The organism is Providencia sp. Marseille-Q8014, assembly GCF_965112055.1.
In genome coordinates, this window is the sequence record NZ_CBCOPT010000001.1 from 1,632,645 (window position 1) to 1,647,041 (window position 14,397).

The following is a 14,397-nucleotide window of genomic DNA, read 5'->3' on the forward strand; positions in this document are numbered from 1 at the left end:
TCTTTTGGAGTAAGTGAGCAATGAAATTACCGATTTATCTTGATTATTCAGCAACAACACCGGTAGATCCCCGTGTTGCTGAAAAAATGATGCAATGTCTAACAATGGACGGCATTTTTGGTAACCCCGCTTCGCGTTCCCACCGTTTCGGTTGGCAAGCAGAAGAGGCCGTTGATATTGCACGTAATCAAATCGCTGAATTGGTGAATGCCGATCCACGCGAAATTGTCTTTACTTCTGGCGCAACAGAATCTGATAATTTGGCGATCAAAGGTGCTGCTAATTTCTATCAAAAGAAAGGCAAGCACATTGTTACTTGTAAAACGGAGCATAAAGCCGTTTTAGATACTTGCCGCCAATTAGAACGCGAAGGCTTTGAGGTGACATACCTCGCTCCGCAAAAAAATGGTTTGATTGATCTGAAAGAGCTAGAAGCTGCCTTACGTGACGACACCATTCTTGTTTCTATTATGCATGTGAATAATGAAATCGGTGTTGTACAAGATATCGCGGCTATTGGTGAAATGTGCCGTAGTCGCAACATTATTTTCCATGTCGATGCAACTCAAAGTGTCGGAAAACTACCTATCGACTTATCAGCTCTGAAAGTTGATTTGATGTCATTCTCTGCGCATAAACTGTACGGCCCTATGGGGATCGGTGCTCTTTATGTACGTCGTAAACCACGTGTTCGCCTTGAAGCTCAACAGCATGGTGGTGGTCATGAGCGCGGTATGCGTTCAGGTACATTGCCTGTTCACCAAATCGTCGGTATGGGTGAAGCTTATCGCATCGCGAAAGAAGAAATGGCCGAGGAATCTGCACGGTTACGTGAATTACGTTTACGCTTGTGGAATGGGATTAAAGATATTGAAGAAGTGCACCTTAATGGTGACTTAGAGAACGGCGCGCCACATATTCTGAATGTCAGCTTCAACTATGTTGAAGGTGAATCGCTGATGATGTCTCTCAAAGATTTGGCTGTATCTTCAGGTTCTGCATGTACCTCTGCAAGCCTTGAACCTTCTTATGTTTTACGTGCACTGGGAATGAATGATGAACTTGCACATAGTTCAATTCGTTTTTCTTTAGGGCGCTTTACAACAGAAGAAGAAATTGACTATGCAATCAAACAGATTCATGGCGCAATTGGCCACTTACGTGAACTGTCTCCTTTATGGGAAATGTTCAAAGACGGCGTAGATCTTAACAGCATCGAATGGTCTCACCATTAATCAGACAGTTTCAGGAGCTTAAAAATGGCATATAGCGAAAAAGTAATCGATCATTATGAAAATCCACGTAATGTGGGTTCATTTGATAATAGCGATCCAAGTGTGGGTAGCGGTATGGTTGGTGCGCCTGCTTGTGGTGACGTGATGAAACTGCAAATTAAAGTCAATGATGATGGCATCATTGAAGATGCACGTTTCAAAACCTACGGTTGTGGTTCAGCCATCGCTTCAAGTTCACTCGTGACTGAGTGGATGAAGGGCAAAAGCCTAGACGAAGCAGAAGCGATTAAAAATACCGCTATCGCGGAAGAGTTAGAATTGCCACCAGTGAAAATTCACTGCTCAATTCTAGCGGAAGATGCAATTAAAGCAGCCATTGCGGATTATAAAAGCAAACGCCAAGGCAAATAATGCTTAAATTCCGGCCTCTAGGTTGTAGAAACATAGATAAATAAAATCTGTGCGACAGAACCATTGGTCGGTATAATAATGATGATTTTGAAGGCGGATGCTGCGATTAAGTGGGTATCTGCCTTGTTTGTTTCTATAGTGAGGTTCGCAATGTCTATTTCTCTAACAGAAAGTGCTGCGCAACGTATTCAAGCTTTTCTTGCAAGCCGTGGTAAAGGCGAAGGTTTACGCCTTGGTGTGAGAACATCCGGTTGTTCAGGAATGGCTTATATTCTCGAATTTGCAGATATTATCAATGAAGAAGACACTGTGTTCGAAGATAAGGGTGTCAAAGTGATCGTTGATGGCAAAAGTATCGTCTATTTAGATGGCACTGAGCTGGATTTTGTCAAAGAAGGTTTAAACGAAGGCTTTAAATTTAATAACCCTAATGTCAGCAGTGAATGCGGCTGTGGGGAAAGCTTTCACGTATAACGTCTTTCTATAGACAATATTCTTAACCAATGCGCTTTTCGTGAGCTACACGATAGGTAGGTGCTGTTAAACGACATTGGTATTCTAGTTCGAGAAACTAAGCACTTATGGATTATTTTACTCTTTTTGGGTTAACACCCAGCTATGCGATAGACAATGAACAACTAGCTCAATGTTTTCAATCGCTACAGCGTCAATATCATCCAGATCGCTTTGCAACCTGTACTGAACAGGAAAAAATGCAAGCGCTTCAGCAGGCTGCAACCATAAATGCGGCTTACCAAGCCCTTCGTCATCCACTAAAACGTGCAGAATATCTGTTGTTATTACAAGGTATTGATATTAATAACGAACAACATACTATGCATGATACTGCATTTTTAATGGAACAACTTGAGCTACGCGAAGAACTAGACAATATCGAGCGCCACAGTGAGGTGAACGATTTACTCACTGAGTTTATGGCTAAAGTAAAACAGATGCAAAAAACGCGCTCTCTTGTGATGGTTGAACAACTTGATCGTGAGCAGTGGGAACAGGCGGCTGACACAGTACGAAAATTACGTTTTCTCGATAAACTGCAACAACAGGCAGAACAGCTCGAAGAACGTTTACTGGATGATTTTTAAGAGAAACGATTATGGCTTTACTGCAAATCAGCGAACCGGGTATGACGGCTGCACCTCACCAACGTAAGTTAGCAGCGGGTATTGATCTCGGCACAACTCACTCTTTGATAGCGACTGTGCGTAGCGGTGAGGCGACGGCTTTGCCTGATCACGAAGGACGCTATTTATTACCTTCTGTTGTTAATTATCAGGCTGATAATAAACAGGTCGGCTGGGCAGCGAAACAATTAGCTGAACGCGATCCTGTAAATACCATCATCTCCGTCAAACGGATGGTGGGGCGTTCATTGGCCGATATTCAACAGCGTTATCCTGAGCTACCTTATAATTTTACGGCAAGTGAAAATGGTTTACCGTTTATTCAAACCGCTGCGGGGCAAGTTGATCCGATTCAAGTCTCTGCTGACATTTTAAAAACGCTAGCGAAGAGGGCAGAAGCAACGTTGGGGGGGGAAATGGACGGTGTGGTGATCACTGTTCCTGCTTACTTTGATGATGCCCAGCGCCAAGGTACAAAGGATGCAGCCCGTCTTGCGGGATTGCATGTCCTGCGTTTGTTAAATGAGCCTACGGCTGCCGCTATTGCTTATGGTCTTGATTCAGGACAAGAAGGGGTTATTGCCGTTTATGATTTAGGCGGAGGAACATTTGACGTTTCTATCTTACGCCTGAGTCGTGGTGTTTTTGAAGTGTTAGCGACAGGTGGCGACACAGCCTTGGGTGGTGATGATTTTGACCATGTGTTAGCACAGTGGATTGCAGAGCAAGCAGGCTTAGTCACTCAAGGTAACCACCATTTAACCCGTCAGTTATTAAATGTCGCTACAGACGCTAAAATTGCCCTCAGTGAGGCAAATACAGCATCAATTAACTTGCCACAATGGCAAGGTGAAATTCAACGTGATGTCTTTGAGCAACTGATCCAAAACCACGTAAAACGTACACTGATGGCGTGTCGTCGTGCCTTGAAAGATGCACAAGTAGAGCCAGAAGATGTACTTAATGTGGTGATGGTTGGTGGTTCGACGCGTGTGCCTCTCGTCAGAAATAAAGTGGGCGAGTTCTTTGGCAAACAGCCCCTTACCTCGATTGATCCAGATAAAGTGGTTGCAATAGGAGCGGCTATTCAAGCGGATATTTTGGTCGGAAACAAACCGGATAGCGACATGCTATTATTGGATGTGATCCCTCTATCTCTAGGCCTTGAAACAATGGGCGGACTGGTAGAAAAAATTATTCCCCGTAATACCACGATACCTGTAGCACGAGCTCAAGAATTTACCACGTTTAAAGACGGGCAAACGGCGATGTCGGTTCATGTCGTTCAAGGTGAGCGTGAGATGGTTGCTGATTGTCGTTCATTAGCCCGCTTTACATTACGTGATATTCCTCCGATGCCAGCGGGGGGCGCACATATTCGTGTCACCTTCCAAGTTGACGCGGATGGTTTATTAAGCGTGAGTGCCATGGAAAAATCGACAGGCGTTGCAGCTTCGATTCAAGTCAAACCATCATATGGTCTCACGGATACTGAAATTTCAAGCATGATTAAAGATTCAATGACTAACGCGCAAGATGATCTTAGTGCGCGCCGCTTAGCGGAGCAAAAAGTTGAAGCTGCAAGAGTCCTTGAAAGTTTGACAAGTGCATTAGCACAAGATGCCAATCTATTGACTCCAGAAGAAGAGTCAGCGATTGATAATGCAGTCAATGTTTTAATTGAAGCGGTAGAAGGTACAGACCCTACCGTTATTGAGAATGCCATTAAACAACTGGATAAGCAATCACAGGAGTTTGCTGCGCGTCGAATGGATGCTTCTATTCGTCAAGCGTTATCAGGCCAATCTGTGGATGAGATATAATTATGCCTAAAATAGTTTTTTTACCTCATACAGAGTTATGTCCGGAAGGTGCGGTTGTTGATGCACAACAGGGCGAGTCGATTTTAAATGTTGCATTGCGTTCAGGTATTGAACTTGAGCATGCATGCGAGAAATCATGTGCTTGTACTACATGTCATTGTATTGTTCGTGAAGGATTTGATTCCCTAGAAGAAAGCAGTGAATTAGAAGATGACATGCTTGACAAAGCGTGGGGATTAGAGCCAGAAAGTCGCTTAAGCTGTCAAGCACTCGTTGCTGACGAAGATTTGGTTGTTGAGATCCCAAAATATACAATTAATCACGCTCGTGAACATTGATACTGATACAATCAACTGTGTGGGGAAACGAAGATGAGCCTTAAATGGTCTAATAGCCGAGAAATCGGCGAAGCATTGTATGATGCGTATCCGGATTTGGATCCAAAAACAGTACGTTTCACAGATATGCACCAATGGATTTGTGAATTAGAAGATTTTGATGATGACCCACAAAAATCTAATGAAAAAATCTTAGAAGCCATTTTGTTAGTTTGGCTAGATGAGTTTGAATAATGGCCAAATTGAATCGATGAACCGGGCGAACAGTCCGGTTTTTATTTATGAGCACTATCTTGATACCTATTTAGCCTCTAATAAGTTAAGTTACTTTTATCAGCTATAGAAATAGATAAAAGCTGCCTGTAAAAAAACAGATAAAGTGGGAGAAACAATGACAAAACAGATTATGCCAGTAATGATTTCATTTGAAGCCGCAGCTCCTTGTTGGGGGGAAGGTGCACTGATCAGTTCTGGTGATAAAGGAATCACTATTCATTTAAAACATCCAGGCAAGCTTTGTGCAGTACAAAGCGCAGGACGTAAATTGGATAGCCAAGGTATTCGTAATGTTTCTTTGACAGGTGAAGGTTGGGATCTGGAAAAAAGTTGGGCATTTTGGCAAGGTTTCCGTGCACCAAAAGGGGCGAGAACAATTGAATGGCCAATTTTGCCAGAAGCTGAACGCCAAGAGTTAGAAAGTCGTATCCGTACGATTGATTGGGTGCGTGATGTGATTAACGCGCCAGCTGAAGAGCTAGGTCCTGAGCAATTAGCGCAACGTGCTATTGATTTACTATGCCACATCGGAGCTGAAGAAATCAGCTATCGCATTATTAAAGGCGAAGACCTACTTGAGCAAGGTTATGCAGGTATCCATACTGTCGGTCGTGGCTCAAACCGCTCTCCGGCCTTATTGGCACTGGATTACAACCCAACTGGTAATGCGAATGCACCTGTTTTTGCTTGTCTTGTTGGTAAAGGCATTACCTTTGATTCAGGTGGTTACAGTATTAAACCTTCTGCATCAATGAATTCAATGAAGGCAGATATGGGCGGTGCTGCAACATTGGTTGGTTCATTGGCACTGGCGATTAATCGTGGTTTGAAAAAACGCGTCAAGTTATTCCTCTGTTTGGCGGATAACATGGTCAGTAGTAACGCGTTTAAATTAGGTGATATCATTCGTTACCGTAATGGTAAGTCAGTGGAAGTGATGAATACAGATGCCGAAGGCCGTCTGGTTTTAGCTGATGGTTTGATTGATGCATGTAAAGAAAAACCCTCTTTAATTATTGATGCTGCCACGTTAACCGGCGCAGCAAAAACAGCGGTGGGTAACGACTATCATTCCGTACTCAGCTTTGACGATAAATTAGTGGCTGACTTAATGGATTCTTCCGATGCAGAACATGAGTTGTTCTGGCGTCTGCCATTAGCCGAATTCCACCGTCAGCAGCTGCCATCAAGCTTTGCTGATTTGAATAATATCGCAGCACCATCTAATACAGCGGGGGCGAGTACCGCAGCGGCATTTTTATCTCATTTTGTTGAAAACTACCGCCAAAATTGGCTACATATCGATTGTTCAGCCACTTATCGCAAATCTCCGGTTAGTCTGTGGGCTGAAGGTGCCACGGGAATTGGAGTGAGAACAATTGCGAACTTGCTGATGAAAAAAGCAGGCTAAAAGGTTATTCGTTTTCTTAACAGGCACGAAAGGGGCGACTTTTCGTGCCTGTTTTTTTATTATAGTTACAATTATTTTTACATAGGGCATGAGCATGTCGCAGCAATATGAATCGAATAAACCTTTAAGCGCCGATAATGATATTGAATTTACTGAGTTAATTATCCCTGAAGGGGCCTCATTAAAACTCAGTGTGCTTGAAACAGAACCAGAAGCATTGACGGAAGCTTTAATCGAATGCTTTAAGCAACACAAAGTAGTCCGTCGTGCCTTTTTAGTTTCTGCCCAAGCTGATGATGATACTGACGAAGCCATACTTATGGTGGCATTGGAGTTTGTACCCGGAACTGAAAATATCGATGAGATTATTCATCAAGCGGGGACTTTAGCTTGTGAGTATTTAAATGATAATGAGTCTATTGATTTTTGTTTAGTTAACGAAGCTGAAAAAGGGATTAGCCATTTTATCACTGAACATGTTCAACCTTTCTACCAGCGTAAGTTAGGTAGTTGGCTACGCGATACTATCCCGATTAAAAATACCAAGTAAGTTTCCGCAGTGGGCTAGATAATGGCTCACTGTGCTTTTGGGCCGCCGTTGTTCTTTCTTATCTAATCACTATTTCCTCTAGCCCAAATAGCAGGGCGATATTTTGAGCACGTGTTCGAATTCTTCTGTTTTTCAGAGTAACTTTCACGGCGAAGTAGCTGAGTCGCTAATGACCCTTTCAGCGCTTAAGTGATACGGTTATCGTGCAATGACAAGCAGTAGGGGCACACTGTTTCTGTTTAATTAGAAATAGTTAAATGACATCAATATGGCTAGATCACGAGATGATACTTTGAGCTATGCTAATGGTGTAAATACTTTATGATGAGTTTGTTTGTGGTGAGTCACGTTATCGCTTGAAATAGGACGAGTGTAGGGTCATTTCAAATGTGATGCCCTTTCTAAGGCAATAATCCATTGCACCTAAAAATAAATATCTACGATGATTTTTATAGGTTTATTTTAGATAAGGCTCAATAATGAAAAAAGTACAACGACACTCAGCTCATGATGCGGCATTTAAAGGTTTTATGGCGCAAATAGAGAATGCTAAAGATTTTTTCCATTTTCATTTACCTGCTCACATCCATGCGCTCTGTGATTTTGAAACACTCGCGTTAACCAATTCTTCTTTCATCGATAAACAGCTGCGTTCACGGTTATCTGACGTATTATATTCGGTCCAAACCGCAGAGGGTGATGGGTATATTTATTTACTTGTTGAGCATCAATCGTCACCTGATAAATTGATGGCTTGGCGATTAATGCATTATGCATTTTTAGCTATGAATCAACATTTACAACAAGGTCATAAACACTTACCGCTCGTGGTGCCTGTTTTATTCTACCACGGAGATTGCTCGCCTTATCCATATTCACAACGATGGACAGATTGTTTTCCATTAGCGAATGTGGCGAAGGATTTATATACCCGCTCTTTTCCCTTGGTTGATGTCACAGTCATTGATGATAATGAACTTGTTAATTACCGTAAGGTTGCCATCATGGAATTAGCCATGAAACATAAACATTTACGGGATGAAAGTGAACACGTGATCTCCTTATTGGCTCAGGCGCTCAATAATCACTATAATACTGATAGCGATGTTATTACTATTCTCAATTATTTATTTTTTACGATGGATGCAGCAAATGTTGAGAAAATAGTCCAACAATTGAGTGAAAAAACTGAAAAGCATCAAGAGGTTATTATGAGTATCGCACAACGTTTGCAAGAGAAAGGTGTCAAAGTGGGCTGGGCAAAAGGGCACCAGAAAGGATTGGAAGAGGGCCTTGAAAAAGGTATTGAAAAAGGCATTAAAAAAGGAAAGCATGAGGCAAACCTAGCGACAGCAAGAACGCTTTTAAAAAACGGGATTAGTCTTGAGTTAATTATGGAAAGTACTGGGCTAAGCCGAGAAGAACTTATTTCTCTTCAATAATATGACAAGTTCCCCGTTTTGTTGATGCGAAAGGCGCTCTTTTCTTAAATTATTGCTCTTAAACGTTGAGAAAATAGTCCAACAATTGAGTGAAAAAACTGAAAAGCATCAAGAGGTTATTATGAGTATTGCACAACGTTTGCAAGAGAAAGGTGCCAAAGTGGGCTGGGCAAAAGGGCACCAGAAAGGATTGGAAGAGGGCCTTGAAAAAGGCCTTGAAAAAGGTATTGAAAAAGGCATTAAAAAAGGAAAGCATGAGGCAAACCTAGCGACAGCAAGAACGCTTTTAAAAAGCGGTATTAGTCTTGAGTTAATTATGGAAAGCACCGGACTAAGCCGAGAAGAACTTATTTCTCTTCAATAATATGATAAGTTCCCCGTTTTGTTGATGCAAAGGGCGCTCTTTTCTTGAATTATTGTCTTCGCATATTATAAGTCGTCGCAATATTTTCTATTGATATATTTGCTCATTATTTTTATACCCGCTATTGCCTATTTCACCCGCCGTATTGCCCCAAATAGTAAGATTTTTTTCCGTTTTGTCTTATAGGTGCTCACCGCACAATCTGTTAAATTATATAATTGATTGATACAAACTATTTTAGTTTTCGCCTATTTTATCATCAGGTCAAAATTTTTATTGCTCTCATTGAGTTAGATGAGAGTGAAAGCTCAATATATTAACTATTAAAGGAAGAATCGGTCATGAATCAACATTTTAGTTGGGCTTCATTGGCGGGTCTAAAGACAAAAAAACGTTATATTGCAGCGGCATTAGCTTCTGTCATTGCACTAACGGGTTGTGATAATACAGACGACACAAGCAAAAAAGATACAAATATTGCAGCAGAAAACAAATCAACGGTAGAAAATCCAACGAAGACTGCACCACTTGCAACGGAAAATAAATCTGCAACGAAATTATCTAAAGAAGAGATGATCAAGCGTTATGCAGGTAAAGAGTTAACGATTCTTGATGCCTCTGAGTTACAGCTAGATGGCGCGAGTGCAATTGTCGTTACTTTCTCTGTTCCCCTAGAGCAAAACCAAGATTTTAGCCAATTTTTAAATTTAGTTGATGTTAAATCAGGTAAGTTAGATGGCGCTTGGGAGCTATCTGATAATCAAATGGAGTTGCGCTTTCGCCATATACCGCCATCAAGAGAGCTAAATCTTACGGTCAATACGGGGATCAAAGCGGTCAATGAACGGACAATAACTCAACCATTTGAGAAAAAATTACAAACGGCACAAATTATCCCGACAGTTGGGTTTGCAAGTAAAGGCTCCTTATTACCTAGCAAAGTTGCACAAGGCTTGCCAGTTATCGCATTGAATGTCGATAAAGTGGATGTGAACTTTTTCCGCATTGATGAAAAACAACTGCCACAATTTTTGGCAATGTGGCAATACCGTAGTAATTATGAATATTGGTATTCAGAAGAGTTCCTCAATAAAACCGAACTTGCCTACACAGGGCGTTTTGACCTAAATCCAACCAAAAATACTCGTGAAACGGTTTTATTGCCGCTGAAAGAGATTAAAGAACTCCAGCAAGATGGTGTTTATTTAGCGATTATGCAAAAAGCAGGTAGCTATAGTTATCAATTCCCTGCAACTGTATTTACGCTCAGTGATATTGGCGTGTCATTGCATAGCTATCAAGATCAGGTTGATGTATTTACACAATCACTGGCAAAAGGTTCTGCACTAAAAGGCGTGGAATTACGTATTCTTGATGAAAAAGGGCAATTAGTTAATAAAGCCACTACTGATGGTGATGGGCATGCCAAATTAGATAAGTTAGCGGGTGGAAAACTATTGTTAGCGACCCTTGATGGTCAAACAAGTATGATTGACCTGACACAGCCCGCACTAGACTTATCCGAGTTTGATATTTCAGGTCCAGTTGGTTATGCAAAACAGTTCTTTGTGTTTGGCCCTAGAGATTTGTATCGCCCAGGTGAATTGTTATTGGTGAATGGTTTATTACGTGATGGTGATGGCCAGCCAATTAAGGCTCAGCCAGTTAAAGTCGATGTTTTAAAAACCGATGGGCAAGTCGTTAGAAGTTTTGTGTGGCAGCCTGAACAAGATCACAATGGGTTATACCAGTATCAATACGAAATTCCAAAATCCGCTGAAACAGGCGGCTGGTCTTTGCGCTTTGATTTAGGTGATGGTTCACCGTTGCGTTACTATAAATTCAACGTTGAAGATTTCATGCCTGAGCGCATGGCATTGGAGATGAGTGCTCAAGAAAAACCTATTCTGAATAATGAGCCTGTTGAGTTTGATATTCAGGGGCGTTATTTATATGGCGCACCAGCCGCAGGTAATGAACTTCAAGGACAAATTTTTATTCGACCTGACCGTGAAGCGGTAGCAAAACTACCCGGTTTTGAATTTGGTTTTGAAAATGAAGAAGGGCTACAACGTAAGCTGGATGAGTTTGATTTAACATTAAATGATAGTGGTGAAACCGTTATCGCTGTACCCCAGAGTAATTGGGAATCTTTGCGTTCACCAATTAAAGTTATTGCACAAGCGAGTTTATTGGAAGCGGGTGGTCGCCCTGTGACTCGCCGAGCAGAACAGGCGGTATGGCCGGCGAAAGCAATGGTTGGTATTCGTCCATTATTTAATAAAAAAGAAATTTATGATTATCGGACTGACCGTTACACACAGCGCTATAACGTCGATGAAAACTCTCTTGCTGAATTTGAACTGGTATTTGCTGACGCGGCAGGTAATAAGCTTGCGGCCGAAAATTTAACCGCTCGTTTAGTCTATGAACGCCGTGATTATTTCTGGAGCTGGTCAGAAAGTGGTGGCTGGACATCAAATTATGATCAAAAAGATTTGATGATGGCGAATGAAAACATCAAGATTGAAAAAGATGGCACTGCGAAAGTGTCTTTCCCAGTTGATTGGGGTTCTTTCCGTCTTGAAGTGATTAATGAAGATAATAAATTAGTTAGCAGCCTACAATTTTGGGCGGGTTATTCATGGCAAGATAATGCGGGTGGTAATGGGGCTATACGCCCTGATCAAGTAAAACTAAGCTTAAATAAACCTGCATATTTACCTGGAGAAAAAGCAAAAGTTCGAGTGGAATCTCCTAAAGCGGGCAAAGGCTATATTTTGCTTGAATCCAGTAGTGGTCCGCTATGGTGGCAAGAGATTGACGTCCCTGAAAAAGGGATGGAAATTGAAGTGCCTGTTAATAAAGAATGGGCACGCCATGATCTTTATATCACTGCGGTAGTTGTACGCCCAGGGGATGATTCGAAAGAGGCGACAGTAAAACGCGCTATCGGTGTACTCCATCTACCATTGGCGGATGAGAATCGTAAAATTGGCTTATCACTGACCGCACCCACAAAGATGCGACCTAATCAAGATCTTACCGTTAAAGTGAAAGCAACCGCGCAAGATGGTAAACCATTACCTGAAAAAGTGAATGTGTTGTTGTCCGCGGTAGATACGGGTGTCTTGAACATTACTGATTTTAAAACCCCTAATCCGTATGAAGCCTTCTTTGGGCGCAAACGTTATGGCGTAGACCAATACGATGTATATGGTCACTTGATTGAGGGGCAGGGCAAACTTGCTAATCTGCGCTTTGGTGGTGATAGTGAAGAAGCCGCGTTAGAGCGCGGAGGAATGAAGCCGCTAACAGAAGTGCAAATCATTGCGGAACAAGCTCAACCTGTGACACTGGATAAAAATGGTGAAGGTGAAATCACATTACCAATCCCTGATTTTAATGGGGAATTACGCGTGATGGCACAAGCTTGGAATGACAAAGATTTTGGTCATGCCGACAGTAAAGTTGTGGTTGCCGCACCATTGATTACACAAATGTCGATGCCACGTTTTATGGCTGGTGGTGATAAATCTTACTTTGCACTGGATCTGACTAACACAACTGATAATACACAAAATGTCACGGTGACCTTTAAAGCCTCGGGTATGGTGAAATTAGATGGGGCGACCTCGAAAGAACTCTCTTTAGTGAAAGGCAAACGAACAACAGTTACCTTACCTGTTCGTGCTGATTACGGTTATGGGGAAGGTCAAGTGTCGATGACAATCAATGGTATTAACATCCCCGGCGAGTCATTGAAAGAATACAGTAATAGTTGGAAAGTCGGAGTACGTCCTGCTCAACCAGCAGAAACTCTTTCTTATGCGATTGCGATTGAGCCAGGTGAACAATGGACATTACCAACGGAAGAGTTGCGCGGTTTATCACCGGATACGCTTGAAGGGCAGGTACTGTTGACGAGTCGTCCTCCACTGCAAATCGCACGTTATATTCGTGAGTTATTTGCATATCCATATGGCTGCCTTGAGCAGACGATCAGCGGACTATATCCTTCACTGTACTCCTCGCAAGCGGAATTAACGAAGCTGGGTGTGAAATCACAAACGGATGATGATCGTCGGAAAGCTATTGAAATCGGTATTCCGCACTTATTAAGCATGCAGCGTCCTGATGGAAGTTTCTCGTTGTGGGATCGGAATGGCCGCGAAGAGTATTGGCTGACGGCTTACGCAACAGATTTTTTAAATAGAGCTCATCAACGAGGCTATTCAGTACCTCAAGATGCGTTAGTGAATGCAAATAGCCGTTTGTTAAGCTACTTACAAGATGGTAATCAAATCAATTATCCATATACCAATAATCCGGATGCATCGCGCTTTGCTGCACAAGCTTATGCAGGCTTGGTATTGGCCACACAGCAGAAAGCTCCTTTAGGAGCCTTGCGCCAATTGTACTCTAGGGCCAATGAATCCAATAGTGGGTTACCGCTAGTGCAGTTAGGGATCGCATTGAATCTCATGGGAGATAAGGCACGTGGTGACAGCGCCATTATCGATGGATTGAAAAAACAGCGTAGTCGTTACAGTTATGATGGTGACTATGGTTCAACGATCCGTGACGATGCAATGATAGTGGCTTTATTAAATGAACATCAATTAATGCCGAAATCGCGTGATCAAAAACTACAGATATTGTCCAATAACCTAGTTTCACAACAGTACTTCTCAACTCAAGAGAGTAATGCGTTGTATCTAGCGGGTCGTTATTATGTGAATGATTCCGAAACGCCATGGAAAGCGGTTATCAATGGTCAAGAGCCACCAATGACATCGGACAAACCGGTCAATGAGTTCTTGAGCAAACAACAGCTACAAACAGGCTACAGCATTGAAAATGCGGGTACCAATACATTGTATAGCCGTTTGAATGTGGTGGGATACCCGATGTATACACCAACGCCGAGTTCCAATGTATTAAGTGTGAAACGTACCTATTTAGATTTACAAGGCCAACCAATTACACTTGACCGTTTAAGATCGGGCGAAATGGTAGTTGTGAAGTTGGAAGTGAACGCTTCACAGATGGTTCCTGATGCATTAGTCGTTGATTTATTGCCAGCAGGTTTAGAGCTAGAAAACCAAAATTTGGCAAACAGCAGTGCAAATCTCAGCGAAACAGCGCCAAACTTACAAGAAGTGATCGATGATATGCAGCAAGCACAAATCAGTCATATGGAATATCGTGACGACCGTTTTGTCGCTGCCGTTGAGGTACAGCAGTATAAACCAACCACTTTAGTGTATTTAGCTAGAGCGGTGACGCCGGGTGTATACAACATTCCTGTTCCACAGGTGGAATCCATGTATGTGCCTGAATGGCGAGCTGTCGGTAATGCTAGTGGTCAATTAGAAATCGTTCGTTAATCTTTGCTAAGCCCT

General features: G+C 42.2%; 12 protein-coding genes. All 12 read left to right on the forward strand.

Going from position 1 to position 14,397, the window contains the following annotated elements:
• Positions 1–20: 20 nt before the first annotated feature.
• The 12 genes from ACWPW6_RS07110 (at position 21) to ACWPW6_RS07165 (ending at position 14,382) form a co-directional block, all read left to right on the forward strand.
• The gene (locus ACWPW6_RS07110; RefSeq protein ID WP_154625162.1) at positions 21–1,235 is read left to right on the forward strand and encodes an IscS subfamily cysteine desulfurase; all 1,215 of its coding nucleotides are present in this window, start codon (positions 21–23) and stop codon (positions 1,233–1,235) included.
• A 24-nt stretch (positions 1,236–1,259) separates the two neighbouring features.
• Positions 1,260–1,646, forward strand: a complete 387-nt coding sequence (gene iscU, locus ACWPW6_RS07115; protein ID WP_154625161.1) for a Fe-S cluster assembly scaffold IscU — start codon at positions 1,260–1,262, stop codon at positions 1,644–1,646.
• 150 nt (positions 1,647–1,796) lie between these two features.
• Positions 1,797–2,120, forward strand: a complete 324-nt coding sequence (gene iscA / locus ACWPW6_RS07120) for an iron-sulfur cluster assembly protein IscA (protein ID WP_004921385.1) — start codon at positions 1,797–1,799, stop codon at positions 2,118–2,120.
• A 107-nt stretch (positions 2,121–2,227) separates the two neighbouring features.
• The gene (gene hscB / locus ACWPW6_RS07125) at positions 2,228–2,749 is read left to right on the forward strand and encodes a co-chaperone HscB (protein WP_250000294.1); all 522 of its coding nucleotides are present in this window, start codon (positions 2,228–2,230) and stop codon (positions 2,747–2,749) included.
• Between the two features lie 11 nt (positions 2,750–2,760).
• Positions 2,761–4,611 (forward strand): Fe-S protein assembly chaperone HscA, encoded by a 1,851-nt coding sequence (gene hscA / locus ACWPW6_RS07130; RefSeq protein ID WP_250000296.1) that lies wholly within the window; start codon positions 2,761–2,763, stop codon positions 4,609–4,611.
• Between the two features lie 2 nt (positions 4,612–4,613).
• Positions 4,614–4,949, forward strand: coding sequence for an ISC system 2Fe-2S type ferredoxin (gene fdx / locus ACWPW6_RS07135; protein ID WP_154625158.1), 336 nt, complete (start codon positions 4,614–4,616; stop codon positions 4,947–4,949).
• Positions 4,950–4,982: 33 nt separating this feature from the next.
• Positions 4,983–5,183, forward strand: coding sequence for a Fe-S cluster assembly protein IscX (iscX, locus tag ACWPW6_RS07140; RefSeq protein ID WP_154625157.1), 201 nt, complete (start codon positions 4,983–4,985; stop codon positions 5,181–5,183).
• 157 nt (positions 5,184–5,340) lie between these two features.
• On the forward strand, positions 5,341–6,636 hold the full coding sequence (pepB, locus tag ACWPW6_RS07145) for an aminopeptidase PepB (RefSeq protein WP_154625156.1): 1,296 nt from the start codon (positions 5,341–5,343) through the stop codon (positions 6,634–6,636).
• Between the two features lie 94 nt (positions 6,637–6,730).
• Positions 6,731–7,186 (forward strand): enhanced serine sensitivity protein SseB C-terminal domain-containing protein, encoded by a 456-nt coding sequence (locus ACWPW6_RS07150; RefSeq protein ID WP_154625155.1) that lies wholly within the window; start codon positions 6,731–6,733, stop codon positions 7,184–7,186.
• Positions 7,187–7,665: 479 nt separating this feature from the next.
• Positions 7,666–8,628 (forward strand): Rpn family recombination-promoting nuclease/putative transposase, encoded by a 963-nt coding sequence (locus tag ACWPW6_RS07155; protein ID WP_250000298.1) that lies wholly within the window; start codon positions 7,666–7,668, stop codon positions 8,626–8,628.
• A gap of 121 nt (positions 8,629–8,749) precedes the next feature.
• Entirely contained in the window at positions 8,750–8,992 is a 243-nt protein-coding gene (locus ACWPW6_RS07160; RefSeq protein WP_250000299.1) for a hypothetical protein, read from the forward strand.
• Between the two features lie 341 nt (positions 8,993–9,333).
• Positions 9,334–14,382, forward strand: coding sequence for an alpha-2-macroglobulin family protein (locus ACWPW6_RS07165; RefSeq protein ID WP_154625153.1), 5,049 nt, complete (start codon positions 9,334–9,336; stop codon positions 14,380–14,382).
• Positions 14,383–14,397: the final 15 nt, after the last annotated feature.

Coding starts and splice junctions, on each gene's coding strand:
- ACWPW6_RS07110 (WP_154625162.1), top strand. CDS start 21: ATGAAATTACCGATTTATCTTGATTATTCAGCAACAACACCGGTAGAT.
- iscU (WP_154625161.1), top strand. CDS start 1,260: ATGGCATATAGCGAAAAAGTAATCGATCATTATGAAAATCCACGTAAT.
- iscA (WP_004921385.1), top strand. CDS start 1,797: ATGTCTATTTCTCTAACAGAAAGTGCTGCGCAACGTATTCAAGCTTTT.
- hscB (WP_250000294.1), top strand. CDS start 2,228: ATGGATTATTTTACTCTTTTTGGGTTAACACCCAGCTATGCGATAGAC.
- hscA (WP_250000296.1), top strand. CDS start 2,761: ATGGCTTTACTGCAAATCAGCGAACCGGGTATGACGGCTGCACCTCAC.
- fdx (WP_154625158.1), top strand. CDS start 4,614: ATGCCTAAAATAGTTTTTTTACCTCATACAGAGTTATGTCCGGAAGGT.
- iscX (WP_154625157.1), top strand. CDS start 4,983: ATGAGCCTTAAATGGTCTAATAGCCGAGAAATCGGCGAAGCATTGTAT.
- pepB (WP_154625156.1), top strand. CDS start 5,341: ATGACAAAACAGATTATGCCAGTAATGATTTCATTTGAAGCCGCAGCT.
- ACWPW6_RS07150 (WP_154625155.1), top strand. CDS start 6,731: ATGTCGCAGCAATATGAATCGAATAAACCTTTAAGCGCCGATAATGAT.
- ACWPW6_RS07155 (WP_250000298.1), top strand. CDS start 7,666: ATGAAAAAAGTACAACGACACTCAGCTCATGATGCGGCATTTAAAGGT.
- ACWPW6_RS07160 (WP_250000299.1), top strand. CDS start 8,750: ATGAGTATTGCACAACGTTTGCAAGAGAAAGGTGCCAAAGTGGGCTGG.
- ACWPW6_RS07165 (WP_154625153.1), top strand. CDS start 9,334: ATGAATCAACATTTTAGTTGGGCTTCATTGGCGGGTCTAAAGACAAAA.